Genomic DNA, 22163 nt, shown 5'->3' on the forward strand with positions numbered 1-22163 from the left:
GTGCGTCCACTGCACATCGCCCGGCTCGACAAGCCCCGGCCGGTCGTCGTGCTGACCCGTGAACTGATCCGCCCGCGCCTCACCAACGTGACGGTCGCGCCGATCACCAGCACGATCCGCGGCCTGTCCACCGAGGTCCTGGTCGGCCCCGACAACGGCCTCGACCACCCCAGCGCGATCTCCTGCGACAACATCCAGACCATCCCGAAGTCGCAGCTCGGCCGCCTGATCGGCTACCTCCACCCCGACCAGGAACCAGCCCTCGCCGAGGCGATCAACCTCGCCTTCGACCTCGAGTTCTAGCCGTCCGCGAGCAACGTCGTCCGGTTCGCCAGCACGTAGGCCGCGGCGGCTCGATACCCGCCGGCGTGATTCTCGTCCCGGTGGACGTCGAACGCCGGATCGCCCGCCCGCACCTGCTGCTCGATGTACGCCGCGAACGACAGCAGCCTGATCCCGATCAGATCCACCAGCTCGGCCGGCGCGACCCCGAGGCCGTACGAGGCGCAGAACAGGCGCAGCCGCCCGGCCCGGTCGGGCTCCTCCGGCCAGCCGAAGGGCTCCAGCGAGGCTGCTGGGTGGAACGGCACGAACTGGTGCGCGGCGTACGCGAGATCCCACCGGCGGTTCGACGGGCGGATCGTGTCCCAGTCGATGATCCCGGTGACCTCGGGGCCGTCGAAGACGAGATTCCAGGGAGCCAGATCGTGGTGCCCGACACAGTCGATCCGAACCGGCACCGCGACCTCCAGCTCGCGCCAGTCCTCGGGCTCGACCGGCTCGAATCCCTCGGTCGCGTCGTGGAGCCGGCGGATCGCGCGGGCCACACTCACCAGCGCCCGATCCGACCGGAGCTCTTCCGTCAGCGGCGGGTATCCCGTGGTTCCGGGGAGGTACGACAGCGTCTCCGTCGCACCGTCCACCGCCACCAGCCGAGGGGCCAGGTCGAATCCGACCCGCTCGAAATGCCGGAGCAGTGCATGCGTGTTCGCCGAACCGCTCCTGCGGCGCACGGTGCCACCTTGCCGCACCGGCTTGGCGAACCGGCCGCCGGGCATGACGTCGTCCATCGGGTCTTTCATTACCCCAATTTGGAGATGTCCCGGACCGCGCCCTTGTCGGCGCTGGTGGCCATGGCGGCGTAGGCGCGGAGGGCGGTGGTCACCTTGCGGTCGCGGTTCTTCGGGGCGTAGACGCCGCCGAGTGCCGCCTCGCGTGCGGCCAGTTCGTCGTCGTCCACCAGCAGCTCGATCGAGCGGTTCGGGATGTCGATCCTGATCCGGTCGCCGTCCTGGACCAGCGCGATGGTCCCGCCGGACGCCGCCTCGGGTGACACGTGCCCGATCGAGAGTCCCGACGTACCGCCGGAGAAGCGGCCGTCGGTGATCAGCGCGCAGACCTTGCCCAGGCCGCGGCCTTTCAGGTACGAGGTCGGGTACAGCATCTCCTGCATTCCCGGGCCGCCCTTCGGGCCCTCGTACCGGATCACGACGACGTCACCCGGCTGGATCTGCTTGGTCAGGATCTTCTCGACGGCCTGCTCCTGCGACTCGCACACCACCGCCGGACCCTCGAACGTCCAGATCGACTCGTCCACACCGGCCGTCTTCACGACACAGCCGTCGACGGCCAGGTTGCCCTTGAGCACGGCGAGACCGCCGTCCTTGGAGTACGCGTGCTCGCGGTCGCGGATGCAGCCGTTCACCGCGTCGTCGTCCAGGGTCTCCCACCGCTCCGACTGCGAGAACGCGGTCGCGGACCGCTTGCAGCCCGGCGCCGCGTGCCACAGTTCGACGGCCTCCGGCGACGGCGAGCCGCCGCGCAGGTCCCACGTCTTCAGCCACTCGTCGATCGAGTCGCTGTGCACGGTGTGGATGTTCTCGTTCAGCAGGCCGGCGCGGTGCAGCTCACCGAGGATGGCCGGGATGCCGCCGGCGCGGTGCACGTCCTCCATGTAGTACGTGCCCTGCGGCGCGACGTTCGGCGCGACCTTCGCCAGGCACGGGACCTTCCGCGAGACCGCGTTGATGTCGTCCAGGTCGAAGTCGACCTCCGCCTCCTGGGCAGCCGCGAGCAGGTGCAGGATCGTGTTGGTCGACCCGCCCATCGCGATGTCCAGGGCCATCGCGTTCCCGAACGCTTCCTTGGAGGCGACGTTCCGCGGCAGCACGGTGGCGTCGTCGTTGTCGTAGTACCGCTTGGTGATCCGTACGACGGTCTCGCCGGCCTTCTCGTACAGCGCCTTGCGGGCGGTGTGGGTGGCCAGCACAGAGCCGTTGCCCGGCAGCGAGAGGCCGATCGCCTCGGTCAGGCAGTTCATCGAGTTCGCGGTGAACATGCCGGAACAGGAACCGCAGGTCGGGCAGGCGTTCTCCTCGATCCGCAGGATGTCGGCGTCGGAGACGTTCTCGTTGACGGCCTCGGACATCGCGTCGATCAGGTCGAGCTTGCGGACCGTGCCGTCGACGAGCGTCGCGCGGCCGGCCTCCATCGGGCCGCCGGAGACGAACACGGTCGGGATGTTCAGCCGGAGCGCCGCCATCAGCATGCCGGGCGTGATCTTGTCGCAGTTCGAGATGCAGACCAGCGCGTCCGCGCAGTGCGCCTCGACCATGTACTCGACCGAGTCGGCGATCAGGTCCCGGGACGGCAGGCTGTAGAGCATGCCGCCGTGGCCCATCGCGATCCCGTCGTCGACCGCGATCGTGTTGAACTCGCGGGCGATCCCGCCGGCCGCGTGGATCGCCTCCGACACGATCCGGCCGACCGGGGCGAGGTGCGTGTGGCCGGGGACGAACTCGGTGAAGCTGTTCGCCACCGCGATGATCGGCTTCCCGAAGTCCTCCCGGGCTACCCCGGAGGCCTGCATGAGCGCGCGGGCGCCCGCCATGTTGCGGCCGTGGGTGACAGTGCGGGACCTGAGAGCGGGCACGACGACATCTCCTTGCTACGTGAACGTACCTACCGATCCTGCCACGCTCGTCCGGATGGCGGTACGCGGGTCCCGGATCCTGGAGGGCCGGTTCTGTCCGTGGCCAGCTCTAGTCTGGATCCATGGCCGGGATGGAGCACCGCACGCGTCCGTTGCACGCGGCGCTGCGCCCGTACGTCGGCGACGTCATCGGATATGCGTACGACGCAGATCCCCCGGACCTGCACCGTGGTCTGCCCTCGCGCTACCTGACGCTCGTCGTCACGGTCGACGAGCCGCTGGGCGTCGCGTGGCCGGGCGGTCCGGTGGAGAAGTACGACGCATTGATCGGCGGGCTGCACTCCACCGCCGTGCAGATCGGTCAGACACCCAGCCGGGCCGGTGTGCAGCTCTCACTCACTCCCGCGGCCGCTCGCGTGCTGTTCGGGCTGCCTCCGGGTGAGCTCGCGTCGGCGGTCGTAGGGCTCGACGAGGTGCTCGGACGACCGGCCCGCGAGCTGACCGAGCACCTGCGTGCGGAGACGAACTGGTCGACCCGGTTCGACGTGCTGGAGGACATGTTGCTCCGGCGGCTCGGTGCGCGCCGGCCGAGTGCGGTTCGTCCGGAGCTCGACTGGGCGTGGCAGCGACTGTGCGCATCGAGCGGCGCAATCGGCGTACAGAAGCTGGCGGCCGAGGTCGGTTGGAGCCGGCGGCACCTCACCGACCGGTTCACGTCCGAGTTCGGCCTCCCGCCCAAGGTCACGTCCCGGGTGCTGCGCTTCGAGCGGGTCACGACCTACCTGCGCAGGCACCCGCTCACCCGGCTGTCGGAGTTGTCGGCCGCCGCTGGGTACGCCGACCAGTCGCATCTGACCCGTGAGTTCCGGGCGATCGCGGGCTGCTCGCCGCGGCAGTGGATGACCGAGGAACTCCCGGCCCTGCCGGCCGATTTCACCCGTAATCCACAGGGTCCGGCGATCGCGCCAGCATCGCCGGCGCGATCTCACTAAACTCGCCGACGTGAGCGACACGACCGAGCTGCCCGATTCCGAAGCCCTTCAGGTCCTCCGGCGGGTGTTCGGGTACGAATCCTTCCGCGGTGAGCAGGCCGACATCATCGACACCGTCGTCGCGGGCGGTGACGCGCTGGTGCTGATGCCGACCGGCGGCGGCAAGTCGCTGTGCTACCAGATCCCCTCGCTGGTCCGGTCCGGCGTCGGCGTGGTGATCTCGCCGCTGATCGCGTTGATGCAGGACCAGGTGGACGCGCTGACGGCGCTCGGCGTACGGGCGGGATTCCTGAACTCCACGCAGGACTTCGAGCAGCGGCGTGAGGTCGAGCAGGCGTTCCTGGCCGGCGAGCTCGACCTGCTGTACCTGGCGCCCGAGCGGCTGCGGGTCGAGGCGACCGTGCGGCTGCTCGACCAGGGCAAGATCGCGCTGTTCGCGATCGACGAGGCGCACTGTGTGTCGCAGTGGGGGCACGACTTCCGGCCGGACTACCTGATGCTGTCCGAGCTGCACGAGCGCTGGCCCGACGTACCGCGGATCGCGTTGACCGCGACGGCGACCGAGGCGACCCACCAGGAGATCGCGACCCGGCTGAAGCTGGATGAGGCGAAGCATTTCGTCGCGAGCTTCGACCGGCCGAACATCCAGTACCGGATCGTCCCGAAGGACAACCCGCAGCGGCAGCTGCTCGACCTGCTCCGCACCGAGCACGCCGGCGACGCGGGCATCGTGTACTGCCTGTCCCGCAACAGCGTCGAGAAGACCGCGGCCTTCCTGACCCAGAACGGGATCGAGGCCGTGCCGTACCACGCGGGCCTGGACAGCCGGACGCGCGCGACGAACCAGGCGCGGTTCCTGCGCGAGGACGGGCTGGTCGTGGTGGCGACGATCGCGTTCGGGATGGGGATCGACAAGCCGGACGTCCGGTTCGTCGCGCATCTCGATCTGCCGAAGTCGGTCGAGGGGTACTACCAGGAGACCGGTCGCGCGGGGCGGGACGGGCTGCCCTCGACGGCGTGGCTGGCGTACGGGCTGCAGGACGTCGTACAGCAGCGGAAGATGATCGACACGTCCGAGGGTGACCTCGCGCATCGGCGGCGGCTGAGTTCGCATCTCGACGCGATGCTGGCACTGTGCGAGACCGTGCAGTGCCGGCGGTCGCAGCTCCTGGCGTACTTCGGTCAGCACGGCGACACCTGCGGGAACTGCGACACCTGCCTGACGCCGCCGGAGTCCTGGGACGGGACGATCGCGGCGCAGAAACTGCTGTCGACGGTGTACCGGCTGCAGCGCGAGCGCGGGCAGAAGTTCGGGGCCGGTCAGCTGATCGACATCCTGCTCGGCAAGGAGACCGAGAAGGTCAAGCAGTTCCGGCACGACCAGCTGACGGTGTTCGGGATCGGCACCGAGCTGAAGGATGCCGAGTGGCGTGGCGTGATCCGGCAACTGCTCGCGCTGCGGTTGCTCGCCGTCGAGGGCGACTACGGCACGCTCGTGCTGACCGAGGAGAGCGGCGAGGTGCTCGGCAAGCGGCGCGAGGTGATGATGCGCCGCGAGCCCGAGCGGGTCCGGTCGTCCAGTCGGTCGTCGGGCGGGAAGAAGGCGGCGGCCGATCTGCCACCGGAGGCGGCGCCGGTGTTCGAGCGGTTGCGCGCGTGGCGGGCGGCCGTGGCCAAGGAGCAGGGCGTTCCGGCGTACGTCATCTTCCACGACGCGACACTGCGGCAGATCGCGACCGACCGGCCGACGTCGCTGGCCGAGCTGGGCACGATCAGCGGCATCGGCGAGAACAAGCTGACCAAGTACGGCGACGGCGTGCTGGAGACATTGGCCGCGGAGTGATGTCGAAACGCGCTCCCGGTCTTCGACGCCCAGGCACAGGGTGCGGACCGGCCGAGCCCGCGAAGACCGGAGAACGATCATGTCCTCATCCGTGCTGTTGATGTCGATGTCCGCCGACGGCTACATCGCCGGGCCGGACGACCGGCCCGGCAACCCCGGCGGCGACGACTTCATGCGGTTGCACGAGTGGTACCTGGACGCGGACGGCGAGGTGGGCCGTCCGGAGGGTGAGCCCGGCGAGATCTGGGACGAGCTGAACGCCACAGGCGCGGTCCTGGTCGGCCGTCGTACGGCGGAGCAGGTCAACTACTACGGCGGCGACCACCACGGCGTACCGATCTTCGTCCTCAGCCGCGACCCGTCACCGGTCGACTACGAGAACGTCCACGTCGTGGGCGACATCGAGACCGCGATGGCGCAGGCCAAGGCCGCGGCCGGCGACAAGGACGTGCTGGTCCACGGCGCGGTCACCGCACAACTGGCGCTGGCGGCCGGGGTCCTCGACGAGCTGCAGCTCAGCCAGGTGCCGGTCCTGTTCGGCAGCGGTCTGCGACTCTTCGACGTACTCCCCGAACGCGTCGAGCTCGAGATCGTCCGGGTGATCGACACTCCGCAAGCGACCCACCTGCGCTACCGGGTACGACGCTGATCAGCTAGGGCGTCCAGCTGACCGAGGTGGCGAGGGTGGCGAAGTCCTGGAGGAGACGGGAGCGACGGCTGGCGATCCACGCGAGGCAGACCGTGTTCGGGGCGAGGTTGTCGACCGGGACCGTGACGACGTCGGGGCGTTGGTAGAAGGCGGCTACGGACAGCGGGATGATCGAGACTCCGTGGCCCGTGGCGACGTGTTCGAGTTTCTCCTCGACGCTGCGCAGGACGGGGACCGGCTTCGCCGTACGGGTGCGGAGCTCGACGGCGATGTCACGCCATTCCGGTACGGCGTCGGGGTCCTGCAGCAGGTGCTCGCCGGCGAGGTCGGTGATGTCGATGACGGGCTTGCCGGCCAGGCGATGGTCGGCCGGCAGCGTGGCGACCCGTGGCTCCTCGAACAGCGGGCGAACGGTCAGCCCGGCCTGATCGATCGGAAGCCGGACGATGCTCACGTCGACGCGACCGTCGTGCAGTACGTCGACCTGGTCGTCCCACGTGGTCCTGATCAGCTCGATCTCGAGGTCGGGATGCGTCATACCGAACGCGCGGACCGCTTCGGTCACGGTGAGCCCCGGCATGAAGCCGATCGTGAACGTCTTCGAACCGCGCGCGGCGAGCGCCACCCTGCGCCGGGTGGCGTCAGCGGCTGCCAGCAACGGACGGGCGTCGTCGAGCAGTTGGCGACCGGCCGCTGTCAGTTCGGTGGCTCGCTTGGTGCGCACGAACAACTGGGCCCGGACCTCGTCCTCGAGTGCGCGGATCTGCCGGGACAGCACGGGCTGCGCGATGTGCAGCCGCTCGGCCGCGCGCCCGAAGTGCAGTTCTTCGGCCACGGCCACGAAGTACCGGAGCTTGCGGAGATCGAGATCCATAATACCTTCAGGGTATTACAGCGACCGGAACAGGTCTTGGACGCCGGTCCCCGGACGGCCGCATCGTGGAAGCGAAATCCCAACCACGAAAGGCAGTTCCGTGACTCTGCAGGACCAACGCGTCGTCGTCCTCGGTGGTACGTCGGGGATCGGACTCGCGACCGCTCGACTCGCCGCCGCCCAGGGCGCGACCGTGATCGTTGCCTCCAGCAACTCGGAGTCGGTGCGGAAGGCGCTGGCGACCCTCCCCCGCTCGGCCACCGGCGCCGCCGTCGACCTCACCGACTCCGCGGCCGTGGCGGCGTTCTTCGCCGGACTGGATCCGTTCGACCACCTCGTCTTCACGGCCGGCGAGGCATTGACGTTGCTCGAGGTCGGCACGATGGACCTCGACGAGGCCCGTGCCGCTTTCGAGCTGCGGTACTTCGGCGCGCTCGGAGCCGTGAGTGCCGCCGTACCGAAGCTCCGCCCGGGCGGTTCCGTCGTCCTCACGACCGGCGCCGCCGCGGACCGGCCCGGCCCCGGCTGGTCGGTCGCCGCGAGTATCTGCGGCGCGGTGGACTCCCTCGTCCGCGCCCTCGCCGTCGAGATCGCCCCGCTCCGCGTCAACGCCGTCAAACCCGGTGTCGTCCGTACGCCGTTGTGGCGCGACGCCCTCGACTACGACGAGACCGCGCAGCATCTCCCGGTCGGCCGGGTCGGTGAGCCCGAGGACATCGCCGCCGCCTACATCTACCTGATGAACCAGCCGTACGCGACCGGCTCGATCGTCAGCGTGGACGGCGGACACGTCCTCGTCTGAGTCAGGCCTGGGAGATGTAGAGCCGGTTCCCGTCGGGGTCGCGGAGGCTGAACATCGGCGGTACGCCGGGCCACTCGAGCAGCTCGTCGGTGTCGACACCGGCGTCGAGGAAGTGCTGATGCGCCGCCTTCGCGTCCGGGCTGGCCATCCGGATGCCGGTGTCGACGCCGGCCGGATTACCCTCGCCCGCCGGCACAAGCGCGATACTCCCTGCCGACCCCGCCGGCGCGACCACGATCCACCGCCCGCCGAACTGCGGCAACGGCGCATCCATCAGCACCTCGAACCCCAGGGTCTCGGTGTAGAACGCCACCGCCCGGTCCTGATCGGTCACCGGAACGCCGACGGTCATGATCTCGCTGATGTGGTTCATCCTGGTTCTCCTTCTCGTGAAGAGGTGCTTTCACTCCGGAGGTAGAACCAGATCCACGGTTTTCGACATCGCCCGGCAAAGAATTCTCGCGCGGTCGGGCACTGGAAGCAGACAGAAGCCCCGGACGCCTGAGGGCAGGCGATCCGGGGCTCCTTCTACGGCGTGGTTACTTCGCGACGACCCGCAGACTGATCTCCGCCTCGCCGTCGCCGGTGGAGCGGGTCACGATGCCGGCCGAGCGGAGCGCGGCCAGGTCCTTGTCGTCGGAGAACCGGTCGCTGACCGCGCCGGCCGCCTCGAAGTCGACGTACCCGATCATCACCGCGCCCTTGGTGTCGGGCAGCGCCTGCTTGAAGTTCTCGGTCTGACCGAGGTTGCCGCCCTTGAGCACCTGCTCGGCGTAGTCCTTGCTGGTCGAGACGACGAGCGTGTCGTCGTCCTTCGCGGTCTCGATCGGGACGTTGGCCGACGAACGCTCCCGGAGCAGCGTGGTCAGCTTCTGCACCACCGGCTCGGCCTTCGCCGGATCGGTCTCCATCCGGGCCGCGACCTTCGGGCCGTTCGCGGTGTCCTTGTCGATCGAGACCGACAGGTTCTTGCCCGCCAGGCTCTTCAGGTCGTCCGGCAGCTTCAGGCCGGTCTCCTGGGCGATCTCGTCGATCATCGGCTGGAGCTTGTCGCCGCCCGCCTTCTGCACCTGCGCCCAGGCGGTGTCGATCAGGTTCTCGCCACCGGAGATCGCGATCGCGCCCGCCGTACCGTCCGGCAGCTTCGTGACCAGGTCACCGGCGTCGGCAGCGCCCACCTTGACGCTCTTGTCGCCGTGCGCGATGCCCTTGAGTTCGACGTACGACGCGTCGAACCGCAGCGCCACCGCGGCGCTGGCGTCACCGAGGCCCGACAGCTGGCCGGCGTCGACCTTGCCGCTGATCGAGGCCAGGCCCTTGGCGTCCGCCCAGCCCGAGATGAAGCCCTGCTCGCCGAGCTTGTCCATGTCCGCGCTGAACTTGGCGTTCTTGCTCAACGGGTTGTCCTTCGCCGCGGCGATCGCCGAGTCGACGGTCGCCTGGTCCTCGGACAGCAGCATGTAGCCGTTGCTGAACGCGCGACCGGGCTTCTTGTCCTCGTTCGCCAGCAGCTTGTCCATGCCCTTGGTCGCGGCGTCCTGGTCCTTGACCTGGACCGCGACCACCGGAACCGGGTCGTCCTTGCCCTCGGCCGGCGGCAGCGCGGCGAAACCGGCGCGGTCACCCAGCCACGGCTTGATGTCCTTGGCGTAGTCGACGTCGGCCAGGTCGTCGCCGGCGGACTTCTTGATCTGCTCGAACAGCTTCTGCTTCAGGTCGTCCTGGTCGCTGGTGAGGCCGAGGTTGTCCTTCACCGACGGGAACTTCATCATGAACCGGATCGCCGCGACCTTCTGGCCTGCGGACGGGTTCAGGTCCACGCGGACGTATCCGACCGCGGTGCCCGGCAGCACGTCGGACGGCTGCTTACCGCCGCCGCCGAGCTTGCCGTAGGCAAAGATCCCGCCGCCCGCGACCACCAGCACCATCGCCAGTGCGGCGATGATCGGGATCAGCTTGCCGCGCTTCTTCTTCGGCTCCGGCTGCCACTGCGGCGGACCGCCGAACCCAGGACCCTGCGGCGGCTGCCCGCCGACATGCATCTGCTCGTACGACGCCTGACCCGGCTGACTCGGCTGGCCGTAACCACCCTGGCCGTACGGCGCACCGTGCTGCGGACCCTGGGGACCTTGCGGGCCCTGCGGGCTTTGGGGACCGCCGTACTGCGGGCCGCCCTGTTGTGGAGCACCGTACTGCTGGCCGCCGTACTGCTGGCCCTGCTGCGGGTAACCCTGCTGACCCGGCTGCGAGCCCTGCTGGCCCTGCTGTGGCCAGAGGTTCTGCCCCTGCGGGTTCTGACCCTGCGGCGGACCGTACTGCGGCTGCTGACCGCCGGCACCTGGGTACGTGGGTGGTTGGTTCTGGTCGGACATATGCTCCCTCGCTGGCTCCGGTGGCCTCACCGCCGGACCTGCAAAGGCTAGTGGACCGGCGGTCCAGAGTCGGACGCAGCAGGTTGCGAAGTGGTTGCAACCGGATCCGCGCGCCAGGTAGTGGCCGCGATGATCGCGCAGGCCAGCGCAGCGCCGACCAGCCAGGACGCCGCCGGAGTCCAGGTGTGCAACTCCAGCGGGGCCGAGACCAGGTCACCCGGGTGAGCAGCCCGCAGCCGCGGCTCGAGCGGGTCGTGCCCGAGCAGCATGCCGACACCCCACGACACCCCGGCGCCAAGGCACGCACCGAGCGTGACAATCGCAACGGACCACGGACCGTAGTTACGCAGCCACCAGAACAACGCGGCGCCGAGCACCACAGCCGCCACGAACCCGATCGCGGTGAACATCCCGTCCGGCCCGAAGATCCGCGTCATCTGCTCCTCGCCCAGCGCACCGCCCTGCTCATCCACGGTGTACTGCGCCAACGGGGAGAACTGCTGCCACCCCCACCCGGCCACGACCCCCGCGACCAGGAACACCACCACGGTCACCAGAACCGCCTTGGCCCACGGCAACCGCGCCTCCTCCACCACAGTCCCCCCGAACGGGTTCAACGACGGCGGTGCCAAGTACGGCGACGACTGGGACGACTCCGGATGACTCACGACGCCAGTGTGACGCATGGGATCCACCATCGATCAGCTGGCCAGGCAGGAGGGGCCCAGGAGGGCTTTCAGATCGGCCATGAGGGACGAGGTGGGGGTCACCCGGAAGCGGTCGCCGATGCGCATGACCGTGGTTTTCTGCCGGGCCTGGAGGCGTAGGTGGACCTCGGTCATGCCGGGGTGGGAGGTCAGGATGTCCTTCAGCTGGTCGACGACCGGTGGGGTGCAGCGGTTGACCGGCATCGTGAGGACGACCGGGCCGCTCGGGCCCTCGGTGAGGTCGGGGACGACGACCTCGTCGCCGCTCAGTTCGAGCCGGTCCTCGCGGCGGCGTACCCGGCCCTTCATCAGGATGATCGCGTCGTTGGTGAGCAGGTGCGCGTGCAGCTGGTACGCCGAGGAGAACATCATCACCTCGATCGAGCCTTCGAGGTCCTCGATGGTGACGATCGCGTAGATGTCGCCGCGCTTGTTCACCTTCCGCTGGACCGCGGTCACCAGGCCGCCGATCGTCACCCGGCTGCCGTCCGGCCGCTCCTCGTCGGCGAGCAGCTGACCGATCGTGCAGTCGCTGCCGTTGGTGAGCACGTGCTCGACGCCGAACAGTGGGTGGTCGGACACGTACAGCCCGAGCATGTCGCGCTCGTGCGCCAGCTTGGTGGCCTTGTCCCACTCCTCGATCTCCGGAACGGTCACGGTCAGGCGGCTGTTGCCCTCGCCCTCGTCCGCGTCGTCGTCGCCCATCGAGAACAGGTCGAACTGGCCGTGCGCCTCGTTCCGCTTCAGGTCGATGGCCTCGTCGACGGCCTGCTCGTGCACCGCGACGATCGCCCGCCGGGCGTGGCTCATCGAGTCGAACGAGCCGGCCTTGGCCAGCGACTCGATCACGCGCTTGTTGCAGACCGGCAGCGGCACCTTGTCGATGAAGTCGACGAAGTCGGTGAACCGGCCCTTCTCCTCGCGGGCCCCGACGATCTCGGCGACCACGTTCACGCCGACGTTGCGGATCGCGGACAGGCCGAAGCGGATGTCGGTGCCGACCGGCGTGAAGTTCGAGTCGGACTCGTTGACGTCCGGCGGCAGCACCTTGATGCCCATCCGGCGGCACTCGTTCAGGTAGATGGCCATCTTGTCCTTGTCGTCCTTCACGGACGTCAGGACGGCGGCCATGTACTCGGCCGGGTAGTTCGCCTTCAGGTACGCCGTCCAGTACGAGACGAGACCGTACGCCGCGGAGTGCGCCTTGTTGAACGCGTAGTCGGAGAACGGGACCAGCACGTCCCAGAGCGCCTTGATCGACTGCTCGGAGAAGCCGTTCGCCTTCATGCCCTCGGAGAAGCCGACGTACTCCGCGTCGAGCACCTCGCGCTTCTTCTTGCCCATCGCCCGGCGGAGCAGGTCCGCTTTGCCGAGCGTGTAGCCCGCGAGCTGCTGGGCGATCGCCATCACCTGCTCCTGGTAGACGATCAGACCGTAGGTCGTCCCCAGGATCGGTTCCAGCGCGACCGCGAGCTCGTCGTGCGGATAGCTGATCTCCTGCTGCTTGTTCTTGCGCAGGGCGTAGTTGGTGTGGCTGTTGGCACCCATCGGACCGGGGCGGTAGAGCGCGCCGACCGCGGAGATGTCCTCGAAGTTGTCCGGCCGCATCAGCCGCAGCAGCGCCCGCATCGGGCCGCCGTCGAACTGGAACACCCCGAGCGTGTCACCGCGGGCGAGCAGCTCGTACGTCGGTTTGTCGTCGAGCGTCTTGGCCAGCTCGTCGAGGTCCAGCGTGATGCCGCGGCTGGCCTCGACGTTCTTGACCGCGTCGTCCATGATCGTCAGGTTCCGCAGGCCCAGGAAGTCCATCTTGACCAGGCCGAGCGTCTCGCAGCTCGGGTAGTCGAACTGGGTGATGACCTGGCCGTCCTGTTCCCGGCGCATGATCGGGATCAGGTCGATCAGCGGCTCGCTGGACATGATCACGCCGGCCGCGTGCACACCCCACTGGCGCTTCAGGTTCTCCAGGCCGCGGGCGGTGTCGACGATCTTGCGGACGTCCTGGTCGGCCTCGTAGAGCTGGCGGAACTCGTTCGCCTCGGAGTACCGCTTGTGCTGGGGGTCGAAGATTCCCGACAGCGGGATGTCCTTGCCCATCACCGACGGCGGCATCGCCTTGGTGATCCGGTCGCCCATCGCGAACGGGTAGTCCAGCACCCGGCCGGCGTCCTTGATCGCCTGCTTGGCCTTGATGGTGCCGTAGGTGACGATCATCGCGACCCGGTCGTCGCCGTACTTCTCGGTGACGTAGCGGATCACCTCGGGGCGGCGGCGGTCGTCGAAGTCGATGTCGAAGTCGGGCATCGACATCCGCTCCGGGTTCAGGAAGCGCTCGAAGATCAGGCCGTGCTGGAGCGGATCCAGGTCGGTGATCTTCATCGCGTACGCGCACATCGAGCCCGCACCCGAACCACGGCCCGGTCCGACCCGGATGCCGTTCTCCTTCGCCCAGTTGATGAAGTCCGCGACGACCAGGAAGTACCCGGCGTACCCCTTCGAGGTGATGACCTCGATCTCGTACTCCGCCTGCTTGCGGACCTGGTCCGGGATGCCGGCCGGGTACCGCCGGTGCAGGCCGGTCTCGACCTCGGCGACGAACCACGACTCCTCGTTGTGACCCTCGGGGCACGGGAACCGCGGCATGAACCGGCCCTCGCCCTCGGTGAAGCTCACGTCGCACTGCTCGGCGATCAGCAGCGTGTTGTCACACGCCTCGGGGAAGTCCTTCCAGACCTCGCGCATCTCCGCCGCGGTCTTGACGTAGAACTCGTTCGCGTCGAACTTGAACCGGTTCGGGTCGGACAGGGTCGAGCCGGACTGGACGCACAGCAGCGCGGCGTGCGCGGTCGCGTCCTCGGGCTTGGTGTAGTGCAGGTCGTTGGTCGCGACCAGCGGCAGGCCGAGCTCCTTGGCCAGCTTCAGCAGGTCGCCCTGGATGTTCCGCTCGATGCCGAGGCCGTGGTCCATCAGCTCGCAGTAGTAGTTCTCCCGGCCGAAGATGTCGCGGAACTCCGCGGCGGCCTCGACGGCCTCCTTGTACTGCCCCAGCCGGAGCCGGGTCTGCACCTCGCCGGACGGGCAGCCGGTGGTCGCGATCAGGCCCTGGCCGTACGTGTTCAGGAGCTCGCGGTCCATCCGGGGCTTGAAGTAGTAGCCCTCGAGGCTGGCCAGCGAGCTCATCTTGAACAGGTTGTGCATGCCGGAGGTGTTCTTCGCCAGCAGCGTCATGTGGGTGTAGGCACCCGAGCCGGACACGTCGTCACGGCCGGAGTTCGCGTCGCCCCACTTGACCCGCTTCCGCTCGCTGCGGTGCGTGTGCGGGGTCAGATAGGCCTCGACGCCGATGATCGGCTTGACGTCGTACTTCTTCGCGGTCTTCCAGAACTCGTAGGCGCCGAACACGTACCCGTGGTCCGTGGTCGCGATCGCCGGCATGCCCATCTCCTGGGCGGTTTTGAACAACTCGTCGATCCGCGCGGCGCCGTCCAGCATCGAGTACTCCGTGTGCACGTGGAGATGCACAAAACTGTCGCTGGACGCCATATCGACGCAGACCTCCCAGGGCGCGATTCAGGTGGACCAGCACAGCCTATGCGGGCCCGGGGACAGTTCTGAATCGGCTCACCGGCGAGCCCTGCACCGCCCGCTATCCGGGCGCCGCGAACCGGAGGTGGAGCGGCCGACCTGGCGTCGAGCAGGGGTCTCAAGGACGCCAGGTCAGCCGGTTCAGGGGGCCGCCGCCGCGACCATCAGGTGCACCGCTCCGTGGTGCTCGAGGTTGTTTCTCATCGTTCGGAGCCCGCCGTCGGTCAGGTGGTGTGCGGTCGGCACCACCACCGCCCAGACGTCGTTGTCGCGCCGCACCTCGTCGAGCAGCGCCTCGAACGCCGCCGGAGCAGTGGCCGGACGTTCGAGGTAGACGGTGCCGAGGGCGAATCCTTCAGCCAGCGCGAAGGCCGCCAGGCTCACCCTGGCCGCGTCGATCTCGTCGGCCGTCATGAGCACGTGTGCACGGATGTAGCCGAGCAGCAGCGGGCGCGTACAGCTGTCCATCAGCGTTCCGCCTCGAGCAGGACCCAGGCGGCGGTGTTCGGGGGGAGCTTCTCGCCGGCACCGTCGAGCACAGCGGCGTCGCTGGCGAGGAGCAGGGGGCCGTCCACCGGGTTGCAGACGGGCTTGGGCGAGCAGTTCACGACGCAGGCGAAGCCGTCGCCCCGGGTGAACGCCAGTACGCCGGGCTCGGTCGGAAGCCACCGGAAGTCGTCCGACCGGAGTGCGGGGAGGCGGTGGCGCAGAGCGAGCGCCTCCCGGTACAGGTGCAGCATCGAGTCGCCGCGGTCGAGCATCCGGTCCACCGCGTGCTCCGCGAACCAGCCGGGCTGCGGCAACCACGTCGTACCGGCCGAGCCGTCCGGCGAGAAGCCGAACACATCGTGGTCCGCGGTCCACGGCAGCGGGACCCGGCACCCGTCCCGCCCGCGCCGTACGCCACCTGTGCGGTGGAACATCGGGTCGGTCAGCACGTGGTCCGGGAGATCCGTGACCTCCGGCAGGCCCAGCTCCTCACCTTGATAGAGGTACGACGACCCCGGCAGCGCGAGCATCAGCAGCGCGGCGGCTCGGGCCCGGTCCAGCCCGAGGTCCAGATCGCCGGGTCCGGCGCCGGGTGCACCTCCGGCATACCGGGTGACCGACCGCGGCATGTCGTGGTTGTTCAGCACCCAGGCGACGGAGGATCCGGACCCGGCGATCGTCCGCAGGCCCCGCTCGATCACGCCGTACAGCGACCGCTCGTCCCACTCGGCGCGCAGGAACTCGAAGAAGAAGGTCTGGTGCAGCTCGTCCGGACGCTGGTACTGCGCGAGCTGGTGCGTGTCGAGCACGCCGACCTCACCGACCAGGACCCGTTCGCGGCCGGTCCGCTGCGTGTACTCCTCCGCGACGGCTCGCCAGCCGCGCCAGACATCGTGCACCTCGGGCTGGTTCCAGGCATGCGGGTTGATCGGGTCACCGGTGAGCTCGTCGTGATCCGCGTGCTCGTGGTCCGGCAACCCTTCGGCCTTGTGCAGCCCGTGCGCCACGTCGATCCGCAGCCCGTCGACACCCCGGTCGAGCCAGAAGCGCAGCACCCCTTCGAAGTACGACGCGACCTCGGGATGCCGCCAATTGAAGTCGGGCTGCTCGGCGGCGAACGTGTGCAGGTACCACTGGCCGTCGGGCACCCGCTGCCACGCGGACCCACCGAAGATCGACCGCCAGTTGTTCGGCGGCTCGTCGCCCCGGCCGTCCGCGCTGTGCTCGTTCCTGCCTTCGGCAAAGTGAAAGCGGTCCCGCTCCGGGCTCCCGGGACCGGCCGCGAGCGCCGCCCGGAACCAGTGGTGCTCGATCGAGCAGTGGTTCGGGACGACGTCGATGATCACCTTGAGGCCGAGGCGATGAGCGTCGCGGACCAGCCGGTCGAAGGAGTCCAGCGTTCCGTAGTCCGGGTGGACGCCGCGATAGTCCGAGACGTCGTACCCGTGGTCGTGCAGCGGTGACGGGTAGAAAGGGTTCAGCCACAGCCCGTCGACACCGAGGCTGCGCAGGTACGGCAATCGGGACCGGACGCCATCCAGGTCGCCGATACCGTCGCCGTCGGAGTCCGCGAAACTGCGCACGTAGACCTGGTAGACCACGGCGCTTCGCCACCAGTTCAGCGGTGGGCGACTCGTCTCGGCAGACATCCAGGACCTCGGCAACGGTGTGAGGGGCAACGTTGTCAGCAAGGATTGCCAGGCCGGACACCGAAGGCATCGGGACACCTACGTATTTCGGTACGGAGAGAGCGCTCTACCGGTCGGGGTGTTCGGCGAGCCAGCGCCCGACCTGCGCGCGGGAGGTGAAGCCGAGCTTGCTGAGAATGTGCTCGACGTGGGTCTCGGCGGTGCGCTGGGAGATGACCAGGCGAGCGGCGATCTCCCGGTTGCTCAGCCCTTCGCCGATCAGCCCCGCGATCTCGTACTCGCGGCGCGTCAGCCGTCCTGCCATCCCCGGCTTCGCCGTCCGGGCCGACTCGGCCTCCTCCCCCAGTGCCAGCGCGACAGCCTGCTCGAAGGAGTACGCCGCGCCGCGCGCGAACGCACTCTCGAACGCGGCGTCGCCGATCGCGCTCCGGATCCGCGACTCGGTCCGGTCGTCGAACTGGCTGTACGGCGTGGTCTCGTCGACATGCGCACCGCTGGACCGCCACACCGCCCGCGAGGCCCCCATCAGACGAGCCGCGTTCTCGTCCGGCGCCGCGGACCCGCCGCACCAGGACAGCGCCTGCACGCAGAAGCCGATCCCGGTGCGGTCGTTGAGCGGCTGCCACAATCGGATCGCGTCCCGCAGCGACCGCGTCGCCGCCACGATCTGGTCGTGATCGCGCCATTGCACGATCCCGACGCTCCACAGCGCGTACGCCTTCGACGACTCGGCGCCATGGGCCTCGGCCAGGTCGTACGCCGCCTGGCTGAACTCCGCGACCCGCGGATCCCCCAGGAAGAACGTTGCCGCGGACAACAGGATCAAGACGTCGAACTCACCGAGCGCGTCCCCCACGGCGCGATAGCCGGCCAGTGCCGGCCCCAGGCGATCGATGGCTCCGGCCAGATCACCCTGGTAGATCGCCGCGTGCCCCGACACCTCCGCGATCCGGGCCCGCAGCCGATCGTCGTCGTACCGCTCGGCGAGCTCCTCGCACTCGGTCAGCAACCGGCCGAGCTGCTCCGCCTCGCCGAGGAACATCGCGAGGTAGCTGCCCGCCCACAACCCCAGCGCCCGGACCGGTGTCTGCTCCGGCGCGGCATCGAGCGCGCGGGTCAGATAGCGGTGGCCCTCGCGCAGGAAACCGGCGAACCAGAAGTTCCAGATCGGGGCCGCGATCTCCAGCGCGGCCGGACCCTCGCCCGGCTCGGCCAGGCAGAAGTCCAGCGCGGCCCGCACATTGTCGCGCTCGCGACGCATCCGCAGGTACCAGTCGCCCTGCCGCGGGCTGAAGCAGTCCGTCTCCCATTGCGCGGCCAGGGTGCGGTAGTGATCGCGGTGCCGGAGCCGGTACTCGCGAGTCCGGTCGGCCAGCCGCAGGCGGCCGTAGTGGCCGATCGTCGTGAGCATCTCGTACCAGGCGGTCGGGTGCGCACCGGCCGTTCGGCGGGTGATGATCGACTTGTTCAACAGGCCGGCGACCAGGCCGAGCACGTCGTCGCGGTCGATGCCGTCACCCGAGCAGACCTCCTCCGCGCCCTCCAGGTCGAATCCGCCGGAGAAGACCGACAACCGATCCCAGAGCATCCGCTCCGCCGGCGAGCACAGGTCGTAGCTCCAGCCGACGGCAGCGTCCAGTGCCTGTTGCCTCGGCGGCCCGGCCGGGCGCCCGCTCGTGAGCAATCGGAAGCGGTCCTCGAGTCGATCGATGATCTGCGGCAGCGACAAGGTCCGCATCCAGACCGCCGCGAGCTCCAGCGCCAGCGGTACGCCGTCCAGCCGCCGGCACACCTCGATCACCTGAGCCCGGTTGGTCTCGTCGATCACGAATTCGGGCAGTACCGCACGGACCCGATCCGCGAAGAGAACCAGTGACTCGTACTGGTCGGCGTCGGCGGCCGGGGCCTCGCCGGGTGGCGTCGACAACGGAGGAACCGACAGGACCTGCTCGCCTTCCACTCCGAGCACATGCCGGCTGGTGGCGAGAATCCGGAGCTGGGGTGCGGCCGCGAGCAGCTTGCTGACGATCACGGCGCACGCCTCCGCGACCTGCTCACAGTTGTCGAGCACCAGCAGCAGGTGCTTGTCCTCCAGGTACTCCGCGAGATCCGCGGTCGGATTGGCCGAGACCTGACTCAGCTCGAGCGCGTTCGCCAGCGTGAGCCCGAGCAGACCGGCGTCGTGCAGCGCGGCGAGTTCGACGAACCACACGCCGTCGGCGAAGGTACGCCGTACCTCCGTGGCCATCCGGAGCGCCAGCCGGGTCTTGCCGACCCCACCGGAACCGGTCAGGGTCAGCAGCCGGCTGCTCGACAAAAGTCGCCGGGTGGCAGTCAGCTCGCGACGCCGCCCGACGAAACTCGTCAGCTCGGCCGGAAGCCGCCCACGAGCCGTCCCCGTGACCTTGGACTCGGCCATGCCTCAGCGTAGGCCAGGTCCGGCCGGATCTCTGCCGCTCGACGCGGCTACTGGGCGTCGACGAGGAGATCGAGCGCGTGGTCGAGGTCTGCGGGGTACTTCGAGGTGAACTCGACGTACTCGCCTGTGCCGGGGTGGGTGAAGCCCAGGCGCATCGCGTGCAGCCACTGGCGGGTGAGGCCGAGGCGTTCGGCGAGGACCGGGTCGGCGCCGTACGTCAGGTCGCCGCAGCACGGGTGGCCGATCGCGGACATGTGGACGCGGATCTGGTGGGTGCGGCCGGTCTCCAGGGTGATCTCCAGGAGGGTGCCGTACCGGAACGCCTCGAGGGTCTCGTAGTGCGTGATGCTCGGCTTCCCGCCGGCCACCACGCCGAACTTGTAGTCGTGGTGCGGGTGCCGGTCGATCGGCGCGTCGACCGTGCCGGTGAACGGGTCGGGATGACCCTGCACGAGTGCGTGGTAGATCTTCTTGACCGTGCGCTCCTTGAAGGCGCGCTTCAGGACGGTGTACGCGTACTCCGTCTTCGCGACCACCATCAGCCCGGATGTGCCGACGTCCAGCCGGTGCACGATGCCCTTGCGCTCGGCCGCGCCGCTCGTGGAAATGTTGAAGCCCGCTCCGGCCAGGTGCCCGATCACGGTCGGGCCGGTCCATCCGGGCGACGGGTGCGCGGCGACACCGACCGGCTTGTCCACGACGACGATCTCGTCGTCGTCGTACACGATCCGCAGGTTGTCGACGGTCTCCGGTACGACGGTCACCTCGGACGGGGGTGCCGGCAGCTCGACGTCGAGCAGGACGCCGGCCGCGACCCGGGACGACTTCGGCGCCGTGGCCCCGTCGACCTGGACCAGGCCGGATTCGATCAGCTCGGCGGCCTTCGTCCGGGAGACACCGAACAGCCGGGACAGGGCAGCGTCCAGGCGCTCCCCCGCGAGACCGTCGGGCACCATCACGGTCCGGGAGCTCCCTGGTGTCACTGCCGGTGCTCCCTGGTCCCGTCGAGTTTGATCCCGCGCAGCGTCTGGATCACCAGCAGTACGGCGGCCGACGTCACCGCCATGTCCGCGACGTTGAAGATCGCCCAGTGCGGGGTCTGCAGGAAGTCGACCACGTGCCCGTGGAACGGCGACGGTTCCCGGAAGATCCGGTCCAGGATGTTCCCGACCGCACCGCCGAAGAGCAGGCCGAACGCGACCGCCCAGCCCGCCGACCCGAGCTTGCGGGACAGGTAGACCACCCCGAGCGCCACGGTGATCTGGATCGCGGCGATGTACGGCGTGTAGCCGGCACCGAGGCTGAACGCGGCGCCGGAGTTCCGGATCAGGTTGAACTTGAGCAGCGAACCGACCACGTTCACCGGCTCCCCCGGCGTCAACTGCGCCAGCGCAATCGCCTTGGTCACCTGATCCAACAACAAGACCAGCAACCCAACCCCGCCAAACACCACAGTCCACTTCCACGAGTGACCGGCCGGCGACGACGGAGAACCGGCCGAGGGGGTGTCGGCCGGTTCCGGGGTGTCTGGGGTCCCCGCCTGGTGGGACGAGGCGGTGTCGTTCAGCGGCGTTCCTGGCGTTCTTTGCATGAGACGCACAGTGTCGCACGCGGGAACGCCTGCAGCCGACCCTTGCCGATCGCGTTGCCGCAGTTGTCGCAGACGCCGTAGGTGCCGTCGTCGATCCGGGTCAGCGCGAACTCGATCTGGTTCAGCATGTCGCGGGCGTTGTTGGCCAGCGTCAGCTCGTGGTACCGCTCGAGGGTGGTGGAGCCAACGTCCGCCTGGTCGTTGCCGGCGCCGTCGCTGCCGTCCCGGAACAGGCCCGCGATCTCCTGCTCGGCGTCCTTGATCTCCTGCTTGAGGTGCTCGACCTCACCCTCCAGCTCCGCGCGCAGCTCGGCCAGCTCGGCCGCGGTCCACGGGTCTTCGCCCGGCTTCACCTTGAAGGTCTCGGCCGTGTGTGCTGCGGACTTCGCCGGCGCCGTCGCCGGTGTCCTGTTCTCGTTCGTCTTCATGGCCACCCTCTTCGTCGGAGCTTTCTTGGCAGGGGTCTTAGCCGCTGTCTTCTTGGCCGCGGTGGTCGATGACGACTTCTTCACCGCGGAGGTCTTCTTGGCCGGCGAGGTCTTCGCCGCACCGTTGCGAGCCGTCGTCTTCTGGACCGGTTCGGACTGCTTGCCGGCGGCGCTCTTCTTGGCCGCGGCAGAACGTTGGGGGGCGGACTTCTTCCGTGCCGATGTAGCCATGTCAGCTACCCCCTGCCTTCCGTCGGAGACTGAAGCGGACTGGTCGCAAGACAGTAGGCCACGCGAACACCGCGTGCCAGTCCGACGCGCAGACCGTGGACATACGGTAGTCGGTTCTTCAAGTCCGCTCGATGTTCCGCGCGTCACAACCACATTGCGGACATCACTGTCCGTAACGATCCCAGGTCAGCCCAGCAAAAGTTCGAGCTGTGCCCGGATGTCGTTCGCCTCCCCCTCTACCTCGACCAGCTTGTCCCTGCTGGTCGCACCACGTACCAAGGTCACCGCGGAACGCCGTACGCCGAACTCCGCAGCGACCGCCGTCAGGACAGCCTTCGTCGCCTGTCCCTCCACCGCCCGGGCTGCCACCGCGACCACCAGCGCCGGCCCGGACGGACCGTCGTACCGGCCGCCGACCGCGGTCCTGGAAGCCCCCGGCTTCACCCGCAGCAGAATTCTCATACCAGAATTCTCACCCGACCACTGATTAACGATTCGTAGTCACCCGGTACGACGCCGTACACTGATGACCGCGAACCGCAAGGCAGTGATGGGGCCATCACCCCGGAGCCGCCGGAAGAACAGTCCGTAGGGACCTAT

General features: G+C 68.8%; 19 protein-coding genes. 5 read left to right on the forward strand and 14 right to left on the reverse strand.

What is annotated here, in order from left to right; translation table 11 throughout:
- Nucleotides 1-303 (forward strand): type II toxin-antitoxin system PemK/MazF family toxin, encoded by a 303-nt coding sequence (locus EV137_RS06505; RefSeq protein WP_130379809.1) that lies wholly within the window; start codon nt 1-3, stop codon nt 301-303.
- On the opposite strand, the gene EV137_RS06510 is transcribed toward EV137_RS06505, so the two are convergent.
- On the reverse strand, nt 300-1082 hold the full coding sequence (locus EV137_RS06510; RefSeq protein ID WP_134127158.1) for a phosphotransferase enzyme family protein: 783 nt from the start codon (nt 1080-1082) through the stop codon (nt 300-302). The genes EV137_RS06505 and EV137_RS06510 overlap by 4 nt on opposite strands.
- On the reverse strand, nt 1082-2932 hold the full coding sequence (ilvD, locus tag EV137_RS06515) for a dihydroxy-acid dehydratase (protein ID WP_134127160.1): 1851 nt from the start codon (nt 2930-2932) through the stop codon (nt 1082-1084). Before ilvD ends, EV137_RS06510 begins: the two co-directional genes overlap by 1 nt.
- Before the next feature lie 122 nt (nt 2933-3054).
- On the opposite strand from ilvD, the gene EV137_RS06520 reads away from it, so the two are divergent.
- The 3 genes from EV137_RS06520 (at nt 3055) to EV137_RS06530 (ending at nt 6416) form a co-directional block, all read left to right on the forward strand.
- Nucleotides 3055-3924, forward strand: coding sequence for a helix-turn-helix domain-containing protein (locus tag EV137_RS06520; protein WP_134127163.1), 870 nt, complete (start codon nt 3055-3057; stop codon nt 3922-3924).
- Between the two features lie 10 nt (nt 3925-3934).
- Nucleotides 3935-5767, forward strand: a complete 1833-nt coding sequence (gene recQ, locus EV137_RS06525) for a DNA helicase RecQ (RefSeq protein ID WP_133998606.1) — start codon at nt 3935-3937, stop codon at nt 5765-5767.
- A 79-nt stretch (nt 5768-5846) separates the two neighbouring features.
- A complete protein-coding gene (locus EV137_RS06530; protein WP_134127164.1) occupies nt 5847-6416 on the forward strand; it encodes a dihydrofolate reductase family protein in 570 nt (189 codons plus the stop codon).
- A gap of 4 nt (nt 6417-6420) precedes the next feature.
- On the opposite strand, the gene EV137_RS06535 is transcribed toward EV137_RS06530, so the two are convergent.
- Nucleotides 6421-7290, reverse strand: coding sequence for a LysR family transcriptional regulator (locus EV137_RS06535; protein ID WP_134127166.1), 870 nt, complete (start codon nt 7288-7290; stop codon nt 6421-6423).
- A 100-nt stretch (nt 7291-7390) separates the two neighbouring features.
- Between EV137_RS06535 and EV137_RS06540 the strand changes: the two genes are divergently transcribed.
- Entirely contained in the window at nt 7391-8092 is a 702-nt protein-coding gene (locus EV137_RS06540) for an SDR family oxidoreductase (protein ID WP_134127168.1), read from the forward strand.
- Nucleotide 8093: 1 nt separating this feature from the next.
- On the opposite strand, the gene EV137_RS06545 is transcribed toward EV137_RS06540, so the two are convergent.
- The 11 genes from EV137_RS06545 to EV137_RS06595 all read right to left on the reverse strand — a co-directional run bounded on the left by EV137_RS06545 (nt 8094) and on the right by EV137_RS06595 (nt 22025).
- Nucleotides 8094-8465, reverse strand: a complete 372-nt coding sequence (locus tag EV137_RS06545; RefSeq protein ID WP_134127170.1) for a VOC family protein — start codon at nt 8463-8465, stop codon at nt 8094-8096.
- Nucleotides 8466-8631: 166 nt separating this feature from the next.
- Nucleotides 8632-10464, reverse strand: coding sequence for a DUF3352 domain-containing protein (locus EV137_RS06550; RefSeq protein WP_134127172.1), 1833 nt, complete (start codon nt 10462-10464; stop codon nt 8632-8634).
- A gap of 47 nt (nt 10465-10511) precedes the next feature.
- The gene (locus tag EV137_RS06555) at nt 10512-11132 is read right to left on the reverse strand and encodes a hypothetical protein (RefSeq protein ID WP_238175130.1); all 621 of its coding nucleotides are present in this window, start codon (nt 11130-11132) and stop codon (nt 10512-10514) included.
- A gap of 33 nt (nt 11133-11165) precedes the next feature.
- A complete protein-coding gene (gene dnaE, locus EV137_RS06560; protein WP_134127174.1) occupies nt 11166-14714 on the reverse strand; it encodes a DNA polymerase III subunit alpha in 3549 nt (1182 codons plus the stop codon).
- A gap of 183 nt (nt 14715-14897) precedes the next feature.
- On the reverse strand, nt 14898-15224 hold the full coding sequence (locus EV137_RS06565) for a hypothetical protein (protein WP_133998626.1): 327 nt from the start codon (nt 15222-15224) through the stop codon (nt 14898-14900).
- Nucleotides 15224-16894: a glycoside hydrolase family 13 protein gene (locus tag EV137_RS06570; protein WP_134127176.1), complete on the reverse strand. Its 1671-nt coding sequence runs from the start codon at nt 16892-16894 to the stop codon at nt 15224-15226. The genes EV137_RS06565 and EV137_RS06570 overlap by 1 nt, the downstream gene beginning before the upstream one ends.
- A gap of 106 nt (nt 16895-17000) precedes the next feature.
- A complete protein-coding gene (locus tag EV137_RS06575; RefSeq protein WP_134127178.1) occupies nt 17001-19313 on the reverse strand; it encodes an ATP-binding protein in 2313 nt (770 codons plus the stop codon).
- A 47-nt stretch (nt 19314-19360) separates the two neighbouring features.
- Nucleotides 19361-20269, reverse strand: coding sequence for an RluA family pseudouridine synthase (locus EV137_RS06580; RefSeq protein ID WP_134129408.1), 909 nt, complete (start codon nt 20267-20269; stop codon nt 19361-19363).
- A gap of 23 nt (nt 20270-20292) precedes the next feature.
- On the reverse strand, nt 20293-20904 hold the full coding sequence (gene lspA / locus EV137_RS06585) for a signal peptidase II (RefSeq protein ID WP_134127180.1): 612 nt from the start codon (nt 20902-20904) through the stop codon (nt 20293-20295).
- Nucleotides 20877-21563 carry a TraR/DksA family transcriptional regulator gene (locus EV137_RS06590; protein WP_133998638.1) on the reverse strand — a complete coding sequence of 229 codons (687 nt, stop codon included), beginning with the start codon at nt 21561-21563 and terminating at the stop codon, nt 20877-20879. Before EV137_RS06590 ends, lspA begins: the two co-directional genes overlap by 28 nt.
- 186 nt (nt 21564-21749) lie before the next feature.
- A complete protein-coding gene (locus tag EV137_RS06595) occupies nt 21750-22025 on the reverse strand; it encodes a DUF167 domain-containing protein (RefSeq protein ID WP_134127182.1) in 276 nt (91 codons plus the stop codon).
- Nucleotides 22026-22163: the final 138 nt, after the last annotated feature.

Origin of the sequence: Kribbella pratensis, from assembly GCF_004366075.1 — a bacterium.
Lineage (GTDB): Bacteria > Actinomycetota > Actinomycetes > Propionibacteriales > Kribbellaceae > Kribbella > Kribbella pratensis.

What these genes read in the sequence shown, in the direction of transcription:
- EV137_RS06510 (WP_134127158.1), bottom strand. Translation starts at nt 1,082, where the DNA reads ATGAAAGACCCGATGGACGACGTCATGCCCGGCGGCCGGTTCGCCAAG.
- EV137_RS06520 (WP_134127163.1), top strand. Translation starts at nt 3,055, where the DNA reads ATGGCCGGGATGGAGCACCGCACGCGTCCGTTGCACGCGGCGCTGCGC.
- EV137_RS06530 (WP_134127164.1), top strand. Translation starts at nt 5,847, where the DNA reads ATGTCCTCATCCGTGCTGTTGATGTCGATGTCCGCCGACGGCTACATC.
- EV137_RS06535 (WP_134127166.1), bottom strand. Translation starts at nt 7,290, where the DNA reads ATGGATCTCGATCTCCGCAAGCTCCGGTACTTCGTGGCCGTGGCCGAA.
- EV137_RS06545 (WP_134127170.1), bottom strand. Translation starts at nt 8,465, where the DNA reads ATGAACCACATCAGCGAGATCATGACCGTCGGCGTTCCGGTGACCGAT.
- EV137_RS06550 (WP_134127172.1), bottom strand. Translation starts at nt 10,464, where the DNA reads ATGTCCGACCAGAACCAACCACCCACGTACCCAGGTGCCGGCGGTCAG.
- dnaE (WP_134127174.1), bottom strand. Translation starts at nt 14,714, where the DNA reads ATGGCGTCCAGCGACAGTTTTGTGCATCTCCACGTGCACACGGAGTAC.
- EV137_RS06565 (WP_133998626.1), bottom strand. Translation starts at nt 15,224, where the DNA reads ATGGACAGCTGTACGCGCCCGCTGCTGCTCGGCTACATCCGTGCACAC.
- EV137_RS06570 (WP_134127176.1), bottom strand. Translation starts at nt 16,894, where the DNA reads ATGTCTGCCGAGACGAGTCGCCCACCGCTGAACTGGTGGCGAAGCGCC.
- EV137_RS06575 (WP_134127178.1), bottom strand. Translation starts at nt 19,313, where the DNA reads ATGGCCGAGTCCAAGGTCACGGGGACGGCTCGTGGGCGGCTTCCGGCC.
- EV137_RS06580 (WP_134129408.1), bottom strand. Translation starts at nt 20,269, where the DNA reads ATGGTGCCCGACGGTCTCGCGGGGGAGCGCCTGGACGCTGCCCTGTCC.
- lspA (WP_134127180.1), bottom strand. Translation starts at nt 20,904, where the DNA reads ATGCAAAGAACGCCAGGAACGCCGCTGAACGACACCGCCTCGTCCCAC.
- EV137_RS06590 (WP_133998638.1), bottom strand. Translation starts at nt 21,563, where the DNA reads ATGGCTACATCGGCACGGAAGAAGTCCGCCCCCCAACGTTCTGCCGCG.
- EV137_RS06595 (WP_134127182.1), bottom strand. Translation starts at nt 22,025, where the DNA reads ATGAGAATTCTGCTGCGGGTGAAGCCGGGGGCTTCCAGGACCGCGGTC.